A 19,642-nucleotide genomic window follows, 5' to 3' on the forward strand; every position below is an offset into this window, starting at 1 on the left:
ATGGCGGTTAAACTTGGCTTGGTAGGCACCGGCACGGTGGGCGGCGGATGCATCGACATCCTGAAGAACCACCGGGAGGACTTCAAGCGCCACTATGGTGTTGACCTGGAACTGGTGCGCGTGTGCTCGCGCAATCCCGAGCAGGCTATCGAACACGGCGTGGAGGATATCTTCACCCAGGATTACCAGGATATTCTCGATGATCCTTCCATCGACATCGTCATCGAGCTGATCGGCGGCACCACCGTGGCGCGCGATGTGGTGCTGGGCGCGCTGCGCGCCGGCAAGAACGTGGTCACGGCCAACAAGGCGCTCATGGCTACGTATGGCGAAGAGGTCATGCACGCTGCGGACCAGGCGAACAAGGAAATCGCGTTCGAGGCGAGCGTGGGCGGCGGCATCCCCATCATCGATCCGATGAAGCACTCCCTTATCTCCAACGAGATCTCGTCGGTCATGGGCATTGTGAACGGCACGACGAACTACATGCTGACCCGCATGGTCGAAGACGGCTTGAGCTACGACGACGCGCTCAAGGAGGCACAGCAGAAGGGCTTCGCCGAGGCGGATCCCACCGCCGACGTGGACGGGTTCGACGCTGCCGCCAAGATTGCCATCCTGGCCTCCATTGCATTCAACTCGCGCGTGACCATCAACGACGTGCACACCGAGGGCATTCGCAACGTAACCACTATGGACTTGGATGCGGCGCGTGACATGGGCTATTGCGTGAAGCTGCTAGCGCTTGCTCACCGTACGGCGCAGGGCATCGACGTGCGCGTGCATCCCACCATGCTGCCGCTGACGCATCAGCTGGCCACGGTCAACGGCGTGTTCAACGCCATTTACGTGACGGGCGATGCCGTGGGCGAGACCATGTTCTTCGGCGAGGGCGCGGGCTCGGGTCCGGCTGCGAGCGCCGTGATGGGCGACGTGCTGGAAGTGGCGCGTCATGTTACGTTGGGCGTGGGGCCGCTTGTGGGCTGCACCTGCACCGACAGCTTGCCCATCGTTCCCATGGAAGAGCTCAAGACCAAGTATTACATCCGCTTCAAGGTAGCCGACCGCTCGGGCGTTCTTGCCTCTATGGCCGGCGTGTTCGCCAAGCATAACGTAAGCGTGTACTCGGTGGTGCAGCGCGGCAAGAAGGAAGGCGGCACGGTGGATCTGGTGTACGTGACGCATACCGCATGCGAAAAGAGCGTGCGCGACGTGCTGGCCGAGATCGCGCAGCTTGACGATATCCTGCGCGAAGAACCCAGCGTCATCCGCGTGGAAGACGAGTAGCGACCGGCTTTTCCAGCTGAGCAAGCTGCGATCCGATTTTCTGACAGCGTATGCAAGCGGCCCCGACGATGTTGATCGTCGGGGCCGCTTCTTGTATCGGAGCGATGCGCGTTGCTCGCGTTTCGAAGCCCTCGTCCGGCTTGATTCTAGTATCATGTTCACCGGAAGATCGTGCGCGGGTGGGCCGCGCCGCATACGGATAAGGAGCCGGGCATGGAGCAGTACAAGCAGGAGTTCATCGAGTTCATGGTAGAGAGCAAGGTGCTCAAGTTCGGCGAGTTCACGCTCAAGAGCGGCCGTAAGTCTCCCTTCTTCATGAACGCCGGCGCCTACGTGACGGGCGATCAGCTGCACCGACTGGGCTTGTACTACGCGCGCGCCATCCATGACAATTTCGGCTTGGACTTCGATGTGGTGTTCGGTCCGGCCTACAAGGGCATCCCCCTGTCGGTGGTTACCGCCATGGGCATTTCCGAGCTGTACGGCAAGGAAGTTCGCTATTGCTCCAACCGCAAAGAGGTCAAGGACCACGGCGCCGATGCGGGCAATCTGCTGGGATCCGACCTGCAAGACGGCGACCGCGTGGTCATGGTCGAGGACGTGACCACCTCCGGCAAGTCCATTGACGAAACGTATCCCGTGCTCAAGGGCGCGGCTGACGTGGACATCAAGGGGCTTATCGTGTCGCTCAACCGCATGGAAGTGGGGAAGGGCGGCGTTGTGACGGCTCAGCAAGAGGTTCAGGAGAAGTACGGGTTCCCCGTGGCGTCCATCGTCAGCATGGCCGAGGTCACCGAGTACCTGTACAACCGCGAAGTGCAGGGAGGCGTGGTCATCGACGACGCCGTGAAGACGGCGCTCGACGCATATTACCAGCAGTACGGCGTGAAGTAGCCAAGTGCCCGCGGTTGCCGGTCCCGGTGTGCAGCGAAGGACGGGGCTCGCTGCTGGACCGCTATCGACAAGGGCCTTGCGCACGAAAAACCGCCCTCGCTGGCAGCTTTTTGCGGTTTGAGGTCGTCGAGCCGGGCAGCGTTTTCATCGTTGCCCGGCTCGCTTTTTGTTTTACCTGGTCACGGCGGCGGATAGCTGAACTGCGCAGATGCAAGCGCTTCTCCTGCGGAGTCAAACGACCTCAAACCGTCAAAACCTGCCAGCGAGGGCGGTTTTTCGTGCGCTGGCAGTCGTAGAACGGCGGGGACCCTTCCCGGCAGCGAGGGCGGGACTTGCGATCTGCGGTTGCTCGCGCGCTTCATGCGTTGCGGAACGCGTGGGCAACGTGCGAACCCGCCATCTTTCAAGCGCCCGAAGGCAGGCGTTGGCTTCGGAGGTAAATATCCTGCAAATTCGCGTTTCCGGTCGCTCGTCCGACGGCGGGGGTTTGCTAAGATTTGCCCGAACAAGAAACCTTGCCGCAGCGACGTGCGTTGGTCGCTCGGCGTATCCGCGAAAGGACCCCCACCATGAACCCATCTTCGATCGGCATCGTGTTCGATTGCGACGGCACGTTGCTCGATTCGATGTGCGTGTGGCGCGAGATGGAAGCCGAGCTTGCGCGCCGCGCGGACGTGACGCTGACTGAGGACGACAAAGACGTGCTGACCACGCTCACCATTCCTGAATGCGGCGCCTTCTTCCATGAGCGATTCGGCTTGGGAGCGTCCGGGAAAGACGTGGAGGACATGGTCGACGAATTCATGCTGGACTTTTATCGCACGCGCGTCGAGGCTCGTGCGGGGGCGCTCGCGTTCGTGCAGGAACTTGCCAGCCGCGGGGTCCGCATGACCGTCGCATCTTCAAGCCCTCAGCTGTATTTGCAAGCTGGCCTGGAGCGTTGCGGGTTTGCTCCGTATTTTGACGCTATCGTGTCGGTGGATGACGTGAACGCGTCGAAGCGCGAACCCGCTGTTTGGGATCGCGCGCGCGAGCTCATGGGCACGCCGCGTTCGTTCACGTGGGGCATGGAGGATTCGGTGTACGCCGTGCACACGCTCAGAAAGGCGGGCTATCGGACGCTCGGCATCTACGACTGCGACGTTTCCGGCACGTACGAAGAGCTCGTCGAATCATGCGATCATGCGGTTCGCACGTTCGACGAGTTGGAGGTGGAAGCGTTCTTGGCTTGGAACGAAGCTCGATAGCAAGTTGCATTGCGGAAGGTTAGCGCCAGGGGTCTTCCTGGTACGTGGGCTCCGGTGCGGGCGGTCGATCGCTGAAAGGGTCGTAGCCGTCGTCGTCTTCAGTTGCCGGGCGAATGAATGGATCCGCCTGTTTTTGGGCGGGGGCGGATCCATCGATCGTCTCCGTGATCGGCGTCGATACCGGTCGCAGCGTGTAGTGCAAAACTCGTTCCTTCGCTTCGTCGCGTTGCTTACTCATGCGAAGAGTCCTCCTCGGTTCCCACTTTGTCCAGATCGTAGGGAGTGGTCTGGTAGACGTAGTAGTTCAGCCAATTCGTGTACAAAAGCTGCGCATGGGCGCGCCATGTTGCCGAGGGCTTTTGCGTTGGGTCGTCGTTGGGGAAGTAGTGCGCAGGCAGCGCCACCCCCATGCCCTTCGCCGCGTCTCGCTCGTATTCTTTCAGAAGCGTATCGTCGTCGTATTCGGGGTGGCCGAACGCGAAAAAGTGACGGCTGTCGACGCTCTTGGCAAGATACACGCCGGCTTCTTCCGATGTCGCGATCAGCTCGAGCTGCGGATGGGCCTCGATGTCTTCGGCTCGCACTTCGGTGTAGCGCGAATGCGGGGCGCGAAACGCGTCGTCGAATCCGCGAACCAAGGGCGACGAGGGCTTGTCCACCTGGTGCTCGAATACGCCTGACAGCTTGTTTTCCAGTTCGTGCTTCTGAATGCCGTAGTGATGGTAAATGCCCGCTTGCGCGCCCCAGCAGATATGGAACACTGAGTGCACGTTGGTCGTCGACCAATCCATGATAGCTGTCAGCTCGTCCCAATAATCCACATGCTCGAAGTCCAGCAGCTCTACGGGCGCACCCGTGATGATCATGCCGTCGTATCGCTTGTCTTTGATCTCGTCGAACGAGGTGTAGAACGTCGATAAGTGCTCGCCGGACACGTTTTTCGCCTCATGGCTGATGGTCTGCAGCAGCTCGACTTCGATTTGCAGCGGCGTGTTCGACAGCTTGCGCATGATTTGGGTTTCGGTGACGATCTTCGTGGGCATGAGGTTCAGTAGCAAGACCTTGAGCGGGCGAATGTCCTGATGCATGGCCCGGTACTCGGTCATGACGAAGATGTTCTCGCCTTCGAGGATGTCGGTGGCGGGCAGGGAATCGGGGATTCTGATGGGCATGATGACCTCGCAATCTCGTCTGCCGCTTCATGCGCTGCGGCGGCGCTCAAGGCCGAGTGTTTTGGCTGAGTGTATGATACCGGATAATCAGATGACCTACCTATCCGAAGAAGAGATAACGCGTTATCGGAACGCCCCATTCCTTTTCCAACCTTCCTCGTTTTTCAGCCATGCCGCGTTCGTCCGGTCGTTCGTCGTGCATTGCGGGGCGAATCCGCCGAGGAAAATGGATACGATAGGGATGCGCTGCGACGTGCGGTGGCAATACGGTGCGAGACGGGAGGAAGCAATGGCGGGAATCGAGACGCTTATTGCGACGAAGGATACCGGGGAGCGTACGCTCTACTGTTTTTTGGCGGGAAGGTTGCGCCTGGAGCCTGAATACGCGCCGTTTGGCTACGACCGGATTCAGCTGTACCTGAACGTGCGCACCGAAAACGATGCGAACGCCGATGCCGCCTCCACCATTATCGCCGACGTCACGCTTACTCAGGGAGATTCCTCGGACGATCACGTGCGCATTATCGATTTCGTTACGCGCAAGGAGGACTTGGGCTGCGGCACGTTCGTACTGGAGGTGCTGTGCCTGATCGCCGATTACTACGGGTGCCGCGGAATCATGGGGGAGCTGTTCGAGGACGACCTGACGCGCAACAAGGAGAAGACGTTCGCGTTCTTCGGCAAACGTGGTTTCGAGGTCTTGTGCCAAGAAGATAACAAGGTTCATCCCTATCGCGTGCAGACCACTACGTATCGCGACCGCTTGCCGGAGGGTATCGTCCTTTCGCTTACGGGGCTGGAAAGCTGATTGCTTCACGTGGTTTCACGGCCCATGATCTGCCCATAGCAAATACTTTCTAGTCCTTCCTCGAACTCTTGAACGCCTGGTTACGCATTTGAGACTATGGCCCAAGAAGGTGATTCTTGAGACGAGGTGAGGATCATGGGGGAGGGTCTTGTGGCAGACGATCGGTCGTTGCTGGGGCGTGCTTTTTCCCTTGCGTCGAGAAAGTCGCAAACGCTCGAATCTATCGCGAAAGCCCTCGACGTTTCTCCCGAGGATCTGTCGTTGTGCTGGATCGTGCTCAATAAGCTGCGCCGCTGCCAGGGCAGAGCGCTGCCCGTTCCCTTCGCCGTGGAACAATCTGCCGCAAGCACTGAAGCGCCGATGACGCAGAATTGGTACGCTCCCACATGGCTTTTGAGCAGCTTGCTTGAAACGTACCAGGTGAACGAAGGTTTGGCTGTTCACTACGCTCGCATTTTGTCGGATCCCGAGGGCGGGCATTACGAGTTGAACCTTGCGGCCGAAGAGGTTGCTGCTGCCGCGCGGTTGGAGTACGGCGCGTCCGACACCTTGCGGTTGAAGCGCGTGTGCGTTCAGGCATGCGAACCTGAAAACGGCGTTGAACTGCTTGTTTCTAATGCCGGAAACATCTTGCTGAACATCGAGGCGTATCGCGGTGAGCCGCTTTCCGCTTCGTTCATCGAGTCTTTGCATGCCAAGCTGGTCGAGGGCATTTCGATCAAAGAGGTATGCGGCGTCGAGTTTCTCGAAGCCGACGTTTCCGAGCGGCGTGCTTTGGCGCTGGAGTCGTTTTGCGCGACCTGCGAAGGAAACCACACGCTGATCAACGCGCTTGTTTCTCTGTACTACTTCAAAACGTTTCGTCTCTTTCCGGCGGGAAATTCCGTGCTCGCCTACATACTGTACTTTATCGTTTTGCATCGGGCTGGATACCACTTCTCCGCCCATATTCCCGTCCTTAAGCTGCTGTACTCCGATGACGAGAACTTCGTCGAGGACCATTGCCTTTCCGGAACGCCCGAAGATCTGGCTGTGGCTTGCGACGGGTACTACGATTGGACGGGTTATTTTGAGCGGGCCGTCGCGCTTGTGGTGGACGAGCAGCGATGGACCATGACCAAGCTTGAGGGGATGCGGCGCCGGCGCGAGCGACTTCGCCTCATTATCGACGCTGACGAGTCGCTGAACTATCGACAAAAGGCGGTCCTGCTCGAGGCCGTTCTGCACAGCAACGCCGAGTTCACGTACGCAATCCACGTCCATCGGTACGGGATATCCTATCCATGTGCTCGAAGCGATTTCGCCCGCCTTCTTGATCTGGGGTTTTTGCGGCAGCATGATGATGGTATTCGGCACTTTTTCGTGGCTTCCGAAAAGTTCCACCTCACGTTTCTGCCTTACTTGCAAGAACACTGCTCCGAGATGTTTCTTCGATACTATCGCGAAGACGGATCGCTCATAGATGAGTTCAAAAGCATCGAGGACGCGTCTCTTGAATACAACCGAGACGTAGGGTTTTACGAAAAGTCCCTGCTGGACAAGACCTATATCGAGCATTACGACCATCGTCGCGCGCAAATCGCAGAATCAGATGGCCCGCAAAGACGCGGACAGTCGAAGGGATAGCTGCGCCAAGCGGCTGCGAACCCATGGCACGAGGGAGGGGTTCGCGGCTTGCTGTGGCGCTGGCCTGCCAAAAGAGGACAACCGGAAGAAAGGAGAATCGGTTTTCGTTTCCCATTGCAAAGGAGGATTTCATGAAGAAAGAAGAATGCGCGGGTTCGCGCCATCGAAGCAAGCCGAAGTTGATCGCCTCCCTCGTGGCAGTAGCTATGGTCGCTTCGTTTGCCGCATGGGGGTGCAGCCCCAAACCTTCGTCGGACGAGCCGGATTCAACCGGGACGAAGGCGGAACCTGCAGCTAGTTCGGGTCCCGATCAGCTTGCAGCCTATAGCGGATTTCCCGAGTCGGGTCGCTTTGTGGACGGCATTGCGTCATTGCCCGAGTTTTACCAGAACACCGAGAAGAACGACGCCAACGCCGAGTCTCGCTCTCCGCGTCGTTACACCGACCGCAACGGTTTTTTGGTGCAGCCGGTTCCTTCCGATGACATCGGATTCAACGACACCTACCTTGACGCAGACAAGCGCGGATGCACCTCGTGCCACACGCTCGAGAACGCGCTCATGAGCTTGCCAACGTACCATCGGCTTATTTTCTTCGGATACAATACCGAGCAGGGATACCAAAATTGCATCGCGTGCCATTCCGAATCCTACTCGGGAAACAAGCTGAGCGACCCCATCCATACGCTGCACATGGGCAGCCCCATGTTCGTCGACAAAGACGGCGGCACGTGCCAGTCCTGCCATTACGTCGATGCGAAAACAGGGACGTTCGAGCGATGGGACGAAGTGAAGTACAACCTGTACAAGGGCATCACCGATTTGAAGGCCGACGAGGCAAAGCCCTCCATCTCGTACGACCAGACCACCATCACACCGCCGGAAAACCGATTCTACAAGACCATCAAAGACGAGCCGAGCCAATGGTTGACCGATGATTCCCAGGTTGACGAATCCATCTACCAGAACTGGGTCGTTTCCATTGACGGCGATTGCGAGAATTCCGTCGAGATGACGCTGCCCGAAATGGAGCAGAAGTTCGGCACCGTGAAGCAGGTCATGAAGATGGACTGCACTATCAACGGCGTGGGCCAGGCTACCATCATGCAGAGCGAGGTGGAGGGCATTCCCGTATCTGCCATCATCAACTATGCGAAGCCCAAAGCGGGTGCCAACATTTTGAGTCCCATCAGCTCCGACGGATACGATTACGCTCAAATGAGCCTCGATTGGCTGCGCGACAACGACGCCATCATCGTGACCAAGATGGACGGCAAGCTGCTCTCCAATTCTCAAGGATATCCTTGCATGATCTGGGTGTATAAGACTTCGGGCGGCAACTTCACGAAGCGCATCTCCAATCTGACGTTCATGACGAAGCCCGCTGACGAACTCAATGACCAGCTGTACGTGGGCCAGTTCACCGACGATCGCACGGGCGAGATCTATTCCAAGCCCAACAGCGGCGTGCTGAACTACCCGACCGGCGTGGTCCTGTCGGGCGATGAGGCCAAGACCGTGCATTTGGAAGGCTTTGCCGATGCATGGGACGAGCCTATCAAGAAGGTTGAATTCTCCTTCGACCATGGAAAAACGTGGACGACGCTCGACACGCCCGACAACAATGCCGATTACTGGACGTATTGGCGCATGGACTTCACGCCGCCGTCTCCGGGTGCGTACCTGCTTGATATTCGCACCACCAGCGTAACGCCCGACGGAGCCGATCGTGTTTGCCAGTACAACACGCAATTCATGTTCACGGTAGAGTAGAGAGGAGTCGACATGAAAACGAAGATGCAGCACGGTCGCACGACGCTCTCCGCTTTGGCCGGTTTGACCATGGTTGCTTCGATGGCGGCCGCGCCGGTTGCTCTCGCGTCCGAGACGGATGCTTCGACATCGCGTCCCGCTGGCGAAAACGAGGCGCGGACCTACGGTGCGCCGATCGAGAACGTGCAGGTCACTGATACTGTAGTCAAGGGCGAATTCTCGTATGACCAGGGTGCCATTACGCCGAACGCCCTCATCAAAACACTGTTTCAACGGGCTACGAACGCCTTGTGCGGAGCATCCGTCGATCTTGCGGTCGACAATCCCCTTGGTTGGCAGCTGTCGGTTTCAGGGGACGTGCAGTCAGCGTTCACCGCTTCGGTTGGCGATCTTGCCAAGGAGGAGTCCACGAACAAGGTGATGTCATGCACCTGCGGCGGGAATCCGGTTGGCGGGCGCGCAACCATCACGGCCGACGTGAAGGGCATTCCCGTGGAGCACTTGCTAAGCCGTGCGTCCGTGCAGCCGGGAGCGAACACGGTGACGTTCGTTTCTTCCGACGGTGCCGAAGTTTCGTTCTCTTTGGGCTACGTGCTGGGGCATCATGCGGTGCTGAGCTATCAGATCAACGACGAAGACCTGTCCGCTTCCGTAGGCGGCAATAACCAGCTTTGGATGACGAAAACGCCTGCAAACTACTTCGTTCGCGACATTGCGAGCATCGTGGTCTCCACGCAGGAGCAGCCTCCTGCGGATCCAGGGCTTTCCGACGCTCACCCCAACAGCCCCAATATTGGCGTGTTGGCAGGCGTTCAGGAATAGGTGGAGCCATGATCGTTCCTATGCAGGTGGAGGCCGGGAAGCCGGTGACGTTGAGCGGATACGCCGAAGACTACGGAAACCAGATTTCATCGGTGCAGTTTTCGTTGGACAACGGTCGGAACTGGACTACGTTCGACGTTTCCGACTCTGCTCCCGAATTGTCCGTTCAATGGAGCTTCTCGTACACGCCGCCTAAGCCTGGTTTCTATCGTCTGCTGGTTCGATCTGTTGCCGAGGACGGGACGGCGAGTCCCCTGGCCGACGTAGCGGAGTTCACGGCTACCTGATGAAATTGCTTGGCGGATTGCCGAAACGGCCCCGGATCGTCCGGGGCCGTTTCTATGCGTTTGAAAACAGATAGCCCGGTTATTCCATAAACAGATTGCAGGTTATCGGAAAGACACGGCTACCAAGCGCGTTGCAGTGCTCGGTATAATGAGCCGGACACATTTCCCGGACCCTTGCGATGAGGAGCCTTTATGAGTGAAAGCATAAGCACGACCTGCGTACAGGGGGGCTACCGTCCCGGCGACGGCGAACCTCGGCAGATTCCCATTTACCAGTCCACCACCTGGAAATACGATACGAGCGAGCACATGGGCAAGCTGTTCGACTTGGAAGAAGCAGGGTATTTCTATACGCGTCTGCAAAATCCCACCAACGATTTCGTGGCGGCCAAGATCGCCGAGCTTGAGGGCGGCACGGCGGCTATGCTCACTTCGTCGGGACAGGCGGCAAACTTTTTCGCGGTGTTCAACATCGCCGGTTGCGGCGACCATATTGTGGCCAGTTCGGCAATCTACGGCGGTACTTACAATTTGCTGGCGGTCACCATGAAGCGCATGGGACTGGAGTGCACGTTCGTGTCTCCCGATTGCACCGACGAAGAGCTCGAGGCTGCTTTCCGTTCGAACACGAAGGCCGTATTCGGAGAAACCATCGCAAACCCCGCCTTGTCCGTGCTTGACATCGAGCGTTTTGCCGCGGCGGCACATGCGCACGGCGTGCCGCTTATCGTGGACAACACGTTCCCCACGCCGGTGAACTGCCGTCCCATTGAGTGGGGCGCCGACATCGTCACCCATTCCACCACGAAGTACATGGACGGTCACGGAGCGAGCGTCGGCGGGGCTATCGTTGATTCTGGAAGGTTCGACTGGACCGCGCATGCTGACAAGTTCCCCGGTTTGTGCGAACCGGACGAAAGCTACCACGGAGTAACGTACACCGAGCGTTTCGGTTTGGCCGGTGCGTTCATCACGAAGGCGACGGCGCAGCTCATGCGCGATTTCGGGTGCACACAGTCGCCGCAAAACGCCTTCCTCGTCAATATGGGGTTGGAAAGCCTGCACCTGCGCATGGCGCAGCACAATGCCAACGGGCTTGCGCTGGCCGAATTCTTGGCGCAGCATCCAAAAGTGGCGTGGGTGCGCTATCCGGGCCTCAAGGGCGATGCCGAATACGAACTTTCCCAGAAGTACCTTTCCCATGGCGCAAGCGGCGTGGTCAGCTTTGGCGTTGCCGGCGGTCGGGCGGCAGCGGAGACGTTCATGAAAAACCTCAAGTTGGCCCAGATCGCTACGCACGTGGCAGATGCGCGGACCTGCGTGTTGCACCCGGCGAACGCGACGCATCGCCAAATGAACGATGCGGAGCTGGCGGCCGCCGGCATCACCGCCGATCTCATTCGCTTGTCGTGCGGTATCGAAGGCACGGGCGATCTTGTCGCCGATGTCGAACAGGCTCTTGCCGCAGTGTAGACGCGCCGCATTTTAGGCAAGCGAGAAGAATTCCAAGCATCGCGAAACGCAGGACGCTCGAAAAACGAGCGCCTGCGTTTCTTTTTCGGCGAGGTAGAGTTCGAAATCGGACGGCTTCTTGCTGAATTCCCCTCCGGTCGACGGCCAAGGCTCGGTATACTGTTTTTCATGGAAAACCGCAAAGAGCATATGGTCGCGCTGTCTGATATCCCCGTCGAGTTTGCCCAGTTGAAGTGCACTGACGAGGGGATAAGGCCACTTGTTGCCAACGATGAGTTTTTCGCTTTGATGGGTTGCGTTCGCGCACCCGGAGAGCTTTATCCCGAAGCCCTGCTTGCCACGTCTGGTTGGGATCAGTTTTCCGAGCGCCTGCGGATTGGCATCGAAGCGGGCGAAACCATAATCGAAATCGAAGTTCCTCAAGAAACCCTTGATGGATCTGTCCTCCGGGTTCGAACGCGTTGCAAGTACGACCCCGATCGACGAATCGCCTCATGCAGCGTACTGGACGTGACGTCGTGGTTGGAGACGCGCAGACGCTTGCGCATGAGCGAGGATGCTTTTCGGGTCGCCGTCGAAATGAGCGGCAAGATCATTGCGGTTTTCGACACCGTCGAGCGAGCGCTGCTTTTGCAGAATGTTTCCGGCGGAAGGCTGATCGAGCCTATCCGCTACGAGGACGTTCCCGATAGTCTGGTAACGCGAGGGCTGGTTGCCCCCGAAGGGGTCGATGCGTTTTTGGGGCTGTACCACGATATCGATAGGGGCGTTCCTCATGGAACGGCGGTCATCCGCATGCGCAGGTCTGTTTCCGGCGATTTTCGGTGGTATCAGGTTGATTATACGCTGGTGACCGATGATGAGGGCAATCCCGCTTCAGCGGTTATCTCGTTTTGGGACGTGACCGAGCGGCGCGAGCTCGAGCACGCGCAGAAGACGCGCGCGGAACGGGATTCCTTGACAGGCGTTTTGAACCGGGCTACGTTCGAGGCGCTGTCCTCTCAGCTTATCCGGGAATCAGAAGACCAGGTCAACCATGCTTTCATTATGGCCGATCTGGATGGCTTCAAGATGACGAACGATTCGCTCGGCCATGCGGTGGGCGACCTTGTGCTGGTGTGGTCGGTAGAGGCGCTTTCCGAGGCCGTTCGTCATGGCGATATGGTTGGGCGCATAGGCGGCGACGAGTTCATGGTGTGCTTGCGCGGCATTTCGTCGCGCGAGGTCATCGAGGCCATTGCACGGCGCATGTGCGCGGCCGTGTCGGAGATGGCCTCCAACGATCCGCGACGCCGAGACTATCCTACCGTGAGCTTGGGCATCGCTCGGTTCCCGCGCGACGGCGCCACATACGAAGAGCTGTACCGCAACGCCGATGCGGCCATGTACCGAGCCAAGCGCAGCGGCGGCAATACGTGGGAGTTCTTCTCGTAAATCGTTCACCCTCCCAGGCGCAGCCAGGCTTGCGGTCCTATTCCCAGCCCGGCTTTCCAACTCCTCCTTGCTCGATGGTGTCGAGCAACCCTTGACGATCGAATACGCCCACCTTGCGGTAGATATTGCTTACATGGTGCTTCGCGGTGCCCTGGGCGATGGACAATTCGTCGCAGATATAGCGGACCGTACGTCCGCGCGCCAGCAGGACCAGCACTTCTCCTTCGCGGTTCGTCAGTCGGCACATTGCCGCGATGCGCGCGCATTTTTGCTCAAGGCTCGTGTCGGTCGCTGTGCGCGGCGTGGCATACAGTCTCTGCACGTCGGTCTGCGTGAAAAACAGCATGCCCACCAATGTCAGAATGAGCACGCCTACAAGGAACACGTCGGTTCTCAAGGCGCCGGACCATATCGATGGCTGTTGCAGCACGTCAGCGGCGAACGATCCCGCAAGCGTGCCCGTTCGCGCGCAGAAGATGACCAGCCCGAACGAAAGCGCCACGGGAATGCGCGCGCGGAAAGCAACGTCGGTAGATACCAGCATCATGAACATATCCAGGCAGTACACACCCATGATGATGAGCCCCGCTCCTATAAAGCGATAAGGGGCGGATAGAAGAAGCAAGAGGACAAGGCCTGCGACCATGGCGGGAATAACGGGACGGTACAACGCGATGGGCTCGGCGAACGACGGTGCCGCCACCATGGAAAGCGTGATGGCGCCTATGCCGCCTCCTGCCAAAATGAGCGCTTTCGCGATGAACGAAGCGTCTCCGTCGGCAAACGTGTTGGCCATTCCCTGCGACATGCCGTACACAACGCTTATGATAAGGATGCATGTGAGGACCCGAGGTACCGGTATTGTTTTTATATCAAGCGGCAGCACGGAAGGCTCTCTGCGCGGTTCCTTTTTACAGGCTTTCAAAACGGCTGCCGACACCAGGGGCATTGCGGCGTTGAAGGCTACGGCTGCCCACTGCGGAAGCGCGTATGCTGCGAAAAACAGCGCGAAGGCAAACGTGTACGACACGTATAGATGACGCCCTACGCGGCCGGTGGCAAGCGCGCTCCATAATTCTCCCCACATGACAAGCAGCAACGCATTGCCGAACGCTACGGCGAGCGCCCCTGCTAAAAATGCAGAGAAGCCAATCGGACCGACCCCGAACGTCAGGGCGAGGGGGATGACGACCGATCCTGTTGCGGTCAGCCCTCCTGCGGCTGCAAAGCAGCTACGTCGGGTGAGAAACGGGGCGTGCCACCGAGCTGCGAGCATTACGGCTAGGTATCCCATCGCGGTAAGAGCGAGTATCCATAGCAAAGCATTGCCGGCGAAAGAGAATCGTTCTGCATCGGGAATGAGCGTGGCGGTGCACATGCTGATCATTTGCCAAGCCTGCCAGAATCCCAGGCCCAGCAAACGCCATCCTGAGAATCGCTCGCCCTCTTGGTTCAACCGTGCTTCGCCCATGCGTACTCCGTTTCGCTTCCCCCTGGCCTCCCTCTTCAAAGCTAGCAAAACCGTGGGACAGGTGCAAGTTGCGTGCGGGAAATCCTATGGTCCGATGTGGCCCATAAGCCGTTTTCCTGCGAAAATGGGCCGCTTTGTTCGATGACTGCGCATCCCGGAAGACCCATGATGACCTCAAGCGCAGACGGAGGGATCTGCGAATGAATCGAAAGGGGTTCGTATGTCCGAGCATGTGAAAAGCGGCCTATCGCGCCGTGCGTTTCTAGGCCTGGGTGCTACGGCTGCCGTTGCGGCGGGCGCAGCGGGTCTTGCTGGTTGTGCGCCTGCGGCGGGCGGGGCGTCAGACTCGAAGGCTTCTACGACGGATGATTCCGCCGCAGGGAAGTCTGCGTACGCTTGGGAAGTTGCGCCGGAGCCCATTACCGATATCGCGTCCACGGTAGACACGGACATCTTGGTTATCGGCGCGGGCCTGGCCGGATGCGCGACCGCTGCGGCGGCTGCCGAAAAAGGCGGCAAGGTCACGGTGGTCGAGAAGACGTCCAGTTGGAACGGCCGCGGCGGCGGCTTCGGCGCCATCAACTCGCACTACATGGACGAACTGGGCATCAAGGTCGATCGCGTGAACGCCAAGCAGCACTGGATCGCGCAGTGCGCAAGCCGTGCGAACGAAGATTTGATTTCCAAGTTCTTCAACCATTCCGAAGAAGCATCGAACTGGCTTTTGGCCAAGGCTGAAGCGTTGGGCGGCTCGGCCATGGTGGGCGCGTTCTACAGCCATGACGACGTGTACGCCGAGCAGCCGGGTTACCACATGCTCCGAATCCCCGAGGAAGCCGGCCTCAAGTCCACCGGGTTCGCCGGCGCCGAGCTGTGCTACAACGACGCCGTGCGCGATGGCGCCCAGTTCGTCTTCGACGCGCCGGCCGTGCAGCTGGTAAAAGACGGCTCTCGGGTGACGGGCTGCATCTGCGAGACGAAGGACGGCTACGTGCAGTACAACGCAAGCAAGGGCGTAGTGCTGTGCACGGGCGACATCGGCGGCGATGCGGAGATGGTCAAGGCGTACGCGCCGATCTGCGCCGAGTACGGACAGCCGCGCAGCCAGTACACCCCGATGGGCGTGAACACGGGCGACGGCCACAAGATGGGCATGTGGGCCGGTGCGCAGCTGCAGGACCTACCGCTTCCCACGATGATGCATCCGCAGGCGTTTTGCTGGTTCCACGGGCCGTTCCTGTTCGTGAACGACAACGGCGAGCGCTTCATGTGCGAAGATACCTGGGTGCAAGGCAAGTCGCTCGCCATCAATCGCCAGCCCAACGGCGAAGCGTGGTCCGTGTTCGACGCCAACTGGAAGACCGACCTGGTGAACGGTCTGCCCTACGGCGGCGGTATGTTCTGGGATTCGTTCCGCCCCTACGGCAGCGACCTGGAGCTGGCTCCGCAGTACTTCGAGACGCAAATCCCCAAGTACATCGAGCAGGGCATTGCCTATCAGGCAGACACTCTGGACGACCTTGCCAAGAAGATCGGCTGCGACGCCGCTGCGCTCAAGGCCACGGTCGATCGCTACAACGGCATGTGCGAAGTGGGCGAGGACACCGACTACTACAAGAAGCCCGTGTTCCTGACCCCCGTGAAGGAAGGCCCGTTCTACGCGCTCAAAGTCGGCCCGGCATTGCTTGCCATCCCGGGCGGCCTGCGCACGAACGTCGACTTCCAGTGCCTCGATGCGGAAGGCAAGGCCATCGAAGGCCTTTACGCGCTCGGCAATGTGCAAGGCGACATCTGCGCGGTTGACTATCCCATCAACGTTGCCGGCAACAGCCACGGTCGCTGCATCACGTACGGTTACGTTTTGGGACACGAGTTGGCTCAGGCATAGGCCTTTCCGTCAATCCGATTTCCCGGCCCCTCCCTCGGTCCCTCGCGCTTCGGCGCGGGGGACCGCTTGCGTGTCCGACGTCGCCCTGCAGAGCGGATCGTTGCCCGCGTTGCCTGCCCAGGGGCTCGGCCGTTCTTTCTTTATGCAAATAGCGCGCAGCGTCATGATTATTCGTTGACTTCTGGGGTATTCCCTGTTTACAATGCAAAGGTTCGCTTTCGAAAGCCCCGTGCATGCAGTAAGAAGCGGAAGCGCGAACCAGGGAGTCCAGACCTTAGGTTGCGCGTCGGCGTAGGAACCCGACATCCGATCTACCTGCACTTTTGAAACCGATCATTCGCCGCGAAGCGGTTGGTTCGCTTTGCCGAGCCGCTGAAGAGCGACGGAAATCCCGCCCCGCACGGCGGGGTAGGACAGGATTTTGGAGGAAGATAGTGAAGACGTATTACGCGAAGCCCAACGAAGTTGAGCGCGAGTGGGTCTTGATCGACGCAGAGAACCAGGTTCTCGGTCGCGTCGCTGCAAAGGCTGCTCATATTCTCAAGGGCAAGCACAAGCCGCAGTACACGCCGCATGTCGACACCGGTGACTTCGTGGTCATCATCAACGTGGACAAGATCCGCGTGACGGGCACGAAGGCTCAGTCCAAGAGCTATTACCGTCACAGTGGTTTCCCCGGCGGGCTGAAGTCCGAGACCTTTGAAGAGGCCATGGCAAAGCATCCCGAGCGCGTTATCGAGCATGCTGTCAAGGGCATGCTGCCGAAGAACACGCTTGGTCGCGCCATGGGCAAGAAGCTCAAGGTGTACACGGGTGCGGAGCATCCGCACATGGCTCAGCAGCCCCGCAAGATCGAGATGGAGGGTTAACCCATGGCAGGTGAAGCTTTGTACTACGGCACCGGCCGTCGCAAGAACGCTGTTGCGCGCGTGCGCCTCGTTCCCGGCACCGGCAAGATGACCATCAACGGCCGCGAAGCTGCGCAGTACTTCGGTCGCGAGGCTTTGGTCGATTACGCCAAGACGCCGTTCAAGGTTACGGACACGGTGGACCACTTCGACGTTATCGCCATTCTGAACGGTGGCGGCATCTCGGGTCAGGCCGGCGCTCTGCGTCACGGCATCTCCCGCGCGCTGCTTTCCGCTGGCGATTATCGCGCCGAGCTCAAGAAGGCTGGCTTCCTGACGCGCGACTCCCGTATGGTGGAGCGCAAGAAGTACGGTCTCAAGAAGGCCCGCAAGCGCCCGCAGTTCTCGAAGCGCTAAGTCGTATTTGCGAACAGCATGTCTTTGCAAAGCCCGTCTCGTTCGAGGCGGGCTTTTTCTGTATATAGGTAGGGCGAGACTGCGGACGGGTGAAGCTATGCGATTTCGCGCGATTCCCGAAAAGGGCCTTGCGTCGCGTCCCGGCTTCCCGTAATATGCTCCCTCCGCGCTTCCCGAGGGGAGGGCGCGGCTGCAACCCGCGGTTCCTCGCAAGGCGGACGAAGCCTCGACGGGAACGGGCGAAGAACTTTTTCGAAAAAAGTTCTTGACGCCGGGCGGGGGCACGGGTAGTATGTCTCCTTGCGCTTCGGGCTTCGGCCCCAGGCGGAGAACCTTGAAAACCGGATACTGAGAAGCAGAACAAGCGAGAAAAAAGCCAAGTGAACGGATCCGCATGAGACGGACCCCGGCCGGCCGCGGACCCCTCGGGGGAGCGGGCGGCGGGAAACCAAGATCGAACGCGGCAGCGATGCCGCACTCTTTTAAACGGAGAGTTTGATCCTGGCTCAGGATGAACGCTGGCGGCGTGCCTAACACATGCAAGTCGAACGGTTAAGCCACCTTCGGGTGGGCATACAGTGGCGAACGGGTGAGTAACACGTGACCAACCTGCCCCTTGCTCCGGGACAACCTCGGGAAACCGAGGCTAATACCGGATGCTCCGGCCCCTCCGCATGGAGGGGCCGGGAAAGCCTCGAGCGGCAAGGGATGGGGTCGCGGCCCATCAGGTAGACGGCGGGGTAGCGGCCCACCGTGCTTTCGACGGGTAGCCGGGTTGAGAGACCGACCGGCCACATTGGGACTGAGATACGGCCCAGACTCCTACGGGAGGCAGCAGTGGGGAATTTTGCGCAATGGGGGCAACCCTGACGCAGCAACGCCGCGTGCGGGACGACGGCCTTCGGGTTGTAAACCGCTTTCAGCAGGGAAGACCGACGACGGTACCTGCAGAAGAAGCCCCGGCTAACTACGTGCCAGCAGCCGCGGTAATACGTAGGGGGCGAGCGTTATCCGGATTCATTGGGCGTAAAGCGCGCGTAGGCGGCGCGCCAAGCGGAACCTCTAACCTCGGGGCTCAACCTCGAGCCGGGTTCCGAACTGGCGCGCTCGAGTTCGGTAGAGGCAGGCGGAATTCCCGGTGTAGCGGTGGAATGCGCAGATATCGGGAAGAACACCGATGGCGAAGGCAGCCTGCTGGGCCGACACTGACGCTGAGGTGCGAAAGCTAGGGGAGCGAACAGGATTAGATACCCTGGTAGTCCTAGCCGTAAACGATGGACGCTAGGTGTGGGGAGGATCGCCTCTCCGTGCCGAAGCCAACGCATTAAGCGTCCCGCCTGGGGAGTACGGCCGCAAGGCTAAAACTCAAAGGAATTGACGGGGGCCCGCACAAGCAGCGGAGCATGTGGCTTAATTCGAAGCAACGCGAAGAACCTTACCAGGGCTTGACATGCGAGTGAAGCCGGGGAGACCCGGTGGCCGAGAGGAGCTCGCGCAGGTGGTGCATGGCTGTCGTCAGCTCGTGTCGTGAGATGTTGGGTTAAGTCCCGCAACGAGCGCAACCCCTGCCGTATGTTGCCAGCATTGAGTTGGGGACTCATACGGGACTGCCGGCGTCAAGCCGGAGGAAGGTGGGGACGACGTCAAGTCATCATGCCCTTTATGCCCTGGGCTGCACACGTGCTACAATGGCCGGTACAACGGGCTGCGACCTGGCGACAGGAAGCGAATCCCTCAAAGCCGGCCCCAGTTCGGATCGGAGGCTGCAACCCGCCTCCGTGAAGTCGGAGTTGCTAGTAATCGCGGATCAGCATGCCGCGGTGAATACGTTCCCGGGCCTTGTACACACCGCCCGTCACACCACCCGAGTCGTCTGCACCCGAAGCCGCCGGCCGAACCCGAAAGGGGCGGAGGCGTCGAAGGTGTGGAGGGTAAGGGGGGTGAAGTCGTAACAAGGTAGCCGTACCGGAAGGTGCGGCTGGATCACCTCCTTTCTAGGGAGACACTCAGGTGTCCGACGAGGTCGAGCGAAGCTCCCTCGCCTGGATGGAAAAGAAACAGAAACGGAAGACCCGTCCGCGGGCCCGTCGCGAAGGCCCTCTCGCATCCCGCTCTCTCAGCATCCGGCTTCCGAGGCTCTCGAAGCCTCGGGAAGGCGAGCGCCTTCCCGCGCACCTTGACAGTTGCATAGCGTTT

17 protein-coding genes and 1 rRNA gene are annotated in these 19,642 nt (G+C 59.5%); 14 read left to right on the top strand and 4 right to left on the bottom strand.

The genetic code is table 11. The features are described 5' to 3' along the window. The 3 genes from LG373_RS11055 to LG373_RS11065 all read left to right on the top strand — a co-directional run bounded on the left by LG373_RS11055 (window position 1) and on the right by LG373_RS11065 (window position 3,428). Window positions 1–1,287: a homoserine dehydrogenase gene (locus LG373_RS11055; RefSeq protein ID WP_114567833.1), complete on the top strand. Its 1,287-nt coding sequence runs from the start codon at window positions 1–3 to the stop codon at window positions 1,285–1,287. 213 nt (window positions 1,288–1,500) lie between these two features. After that, the gene (gene pyrE, locus LG373_RS11060; protein WP_114567832.1) at window positions 1,501–2,181 is read left to right on the top strand and encodes an orotate phosphoribosyltransferase; all 681 of its coding nucleotides are present in this window, start codon (window positions 1,501–1,503) and stop codon (window positions 2,179–2,181) included. A 569-nt stretch (window positions 2,182–2,750) separates the two neighbouring features. Next, window positions 2,751–3,428: an HAD family phosphatase gene (locus LG373_RS11065; RefSeq protein WP_216529225.1), complete on the top strand. Its 678-nt coding sequence runs from the start codon at window positions 2,751–2,753 to the stop codon at window positions 3,426–3,428. 19 nt (window positions 3,429–3,447) lie between these two features. On the opposite strand, the gene LG373_RS11070 is transcribed toward LG373_RS11065, so the two are convergent. Then, complete coding sequence (locus LG373_RS11070) at window positions 3,448–3,666, bottom strand: hypothetical protein (protein WP_225749798.1); 219 nt, start codon at window positions 3,664–3,666, stop codon at window positions 3,448–3,450. Continuing rightward, window positions 3,659–4,600, bottom strand: coding sequence for a homoserine O-succinyltransferase (metA, locus tag LG373_RS11075; RefSeq protein WP_114567829.1), 942 nt, complete (start codon window positions 4,598–4,600; stop codon window positions 3,659–3,661). Before metA ends, LG373_RS11070 begins: the two co-directional genes overlap by 8 nt. A 289-nt stretch (window positions 4,601–4,889) precedes the next feature. Between metA and LG373_RS11080 the strand changes: the two genes are divergently transcribed. The 6 genes from LG373_RS11080 (at window position 4,890) to LG373_RS11105 (ending at window position 11,388) form a co-directional block, all read left to right on the top strand. Next, entirely contained in the window at window positions 4,890–5,408 is a 519-nt protein-coding gene (locus LG373_RS11080) for a hypothetical protein (RefSeq protein WP_114567828.1), read from the top strand. 135 nt (window positions 5,409–5,543) lie between these two features. Then, the gene (locus LG373_RS11085; RefSeq protein ID WP_225749799.1) at window positions 5,544–7,034 is read left to right on the top strand and encodes a hypothetical protein; all 1,491 of its coding nucleotides are present in this window, start codon (window positions 5,544–5,546) and stop codon (window positions 7,032–7,034) included. 131 nt (window positions 7,035–7,165) lie between these two features. Then, window positions 7,166–8,806: a molybdopterin-dependent oxidoreductase gene (locus LG373_RS11090; RefSeq protein WP_225749800.1), complete on the top strand. Its 1,641-nt coding sequence runs from the start codon at window positions 7,166–7,168 to the stop codon at window positions 8,804–8,806. A gap of 12 nt (window positions 8,807–8,818) precedes the next feature. After that, window positions 8,819–9,628 carry a molybdopterin-dependent oxidoreductase gene (locus LG373_RS11095; protein ID WP_225749801.1) on the top strand — a complete coding sequence of 270 codons (810 nt, stop codon included), beginning with the start codon at window positions 8,819–8,821 and terminating at the stop codon, window positions 9,626–9,628. Window positions 9,629–9,636: 8 nt separating this feature from the next. Beyond that, window positions 9,637–9,915, top strand: coding sequence for an Ig-like domain-containing protein (locus tag LG373_RS11100; protein WP_216529230.1), 279 nt, complete (start codon window positions 9,637–9,639; stop codon window positions 9,913–9,915). A 192-nt stretch (window positions 9,916–10,107) separates the two neighbouring features. Then, window positions 10,108–11,388, top strand: a complete 1,281-nt coding sequence (locus LG373_RS11105; protein WP_216529231.1) for an O-acetylhomoserine aminocarboxypropyltransferase/cysteine synthase family protein — start codon at window positions 10,108–10,110, stop codon at window positions 11,386–11,388. A gap of 12 nt (window positions 11,389–11,400) precedes the next feature. Here LG373_RS11105 and LG373_RS11110 read toward each other — a convergent pair whose 3' ends face one another. After that, window positions 11,401–11,811, bottom strand: coding sequence for a hypothetical protein (locus tag LG373_RS11110; protein ID WP_225749802.1), 411 nt, complete (start codon window positions 11,809–11,811; stop codon window positions 11,401–11,403). A 123-nt stretch (window positions 11,812–11,934) separates the two neighbouring features. On the opposite strand from LG373_RS11110, the gene LG373_RS11115 reads away from it, so the two are divergent. Beyond that, the gene (locus LG373_RS11115; RefSeq protein WP_225749803.1) at window positions 11,935–12,822 is read left to right on the top strand and encodes a GGDEF domain-containing protein; all 888 of its coding nucleotides are present in this window, start codon (window positions 11,935–11,937) and stop codon (window positions 12,820–12,822) included. A gap of 37 nt (window positions 12,823–12,859) precedes the next feature. Here LG373_RS11115 and LG373_RS11120 read toward each other — a convergent pair whose 3' ends face one another. Next, entirely contained in the window at window positions 12,860–14,293 is a 1,434-nt protein-coding gene (locus tag LG373_RS11120; RefSeq protein ID WP_225749804.1) for a LuxR C-terminal-related transcriptional regulator, read from the bottom strand. Window positions 14,294–14,513: 220 nt separating this feature from the next. Between LG373_RS11120 and LG373_RS11125 the strand changes: the two genes are divergently transcribed. The 4 genes from LG373_RS11125 (at window position 14,514) to LG373_RS11140 (ending at window position 19,440) form a co-directional block, all read left to right on the top strand. Continuing rightward, a complete protein-coding gene (locus LG373_RS11125) occupies window positions 14,514–16,181 on the top strand; it encodes an FAD-dependent oxidoreductase (protein ID WP_225749805.1) in 1,668 nt (555 codons plus the stop codon). 434 nt (window positions 16,182–16,615) lie between these two features. Continuing rightward, window positions 16,616–17,050 carry a 50S ribosomal protein L13 gene (gene rplM, locus LG373_RS11130; protein WP_114567819.1) on the top strand — a complete coding sequence of 145 codons (435 nt, stop codon included), beginning with the start codon at window positions 16,616–16,618 and terminating at the stop codon, window positions 17,048–17,050. Window positions 17,051–17,053: 3 nt separating this feature from the next. Further along, window positions 17,054–17,446, top strand: a complete 393-nt coding sequence (rpsI, locus tag LG373_RS11135) for a 30S ribosomal protein S9 (protein ID WP_114567818.1) — start codon at window positions 17,054–17,056, stop codon at window positions 17,444–17,446. A 483-nt stretch (window positions 17,447–17,929) separates the two neighbouring features. Next, a 16S ribosomal RNA gene (locus LG373_RS11140) occupies window positions 17,930–19,440 on the top strand. Window positions 19,441–19,642: the final 202 nt, after the last annotated feature.

The sequence above is a fragment of the Paraeggerthella sp. Marseille-Q4926 genome (genome assembly GCF_916618935.1).
GTDB lineage: Bacteria > Actinomycetota > Coriobacteriia > Coriobacteriales > Eggerthellaceae > Paraeggerthella > Paraeggerthella hominis.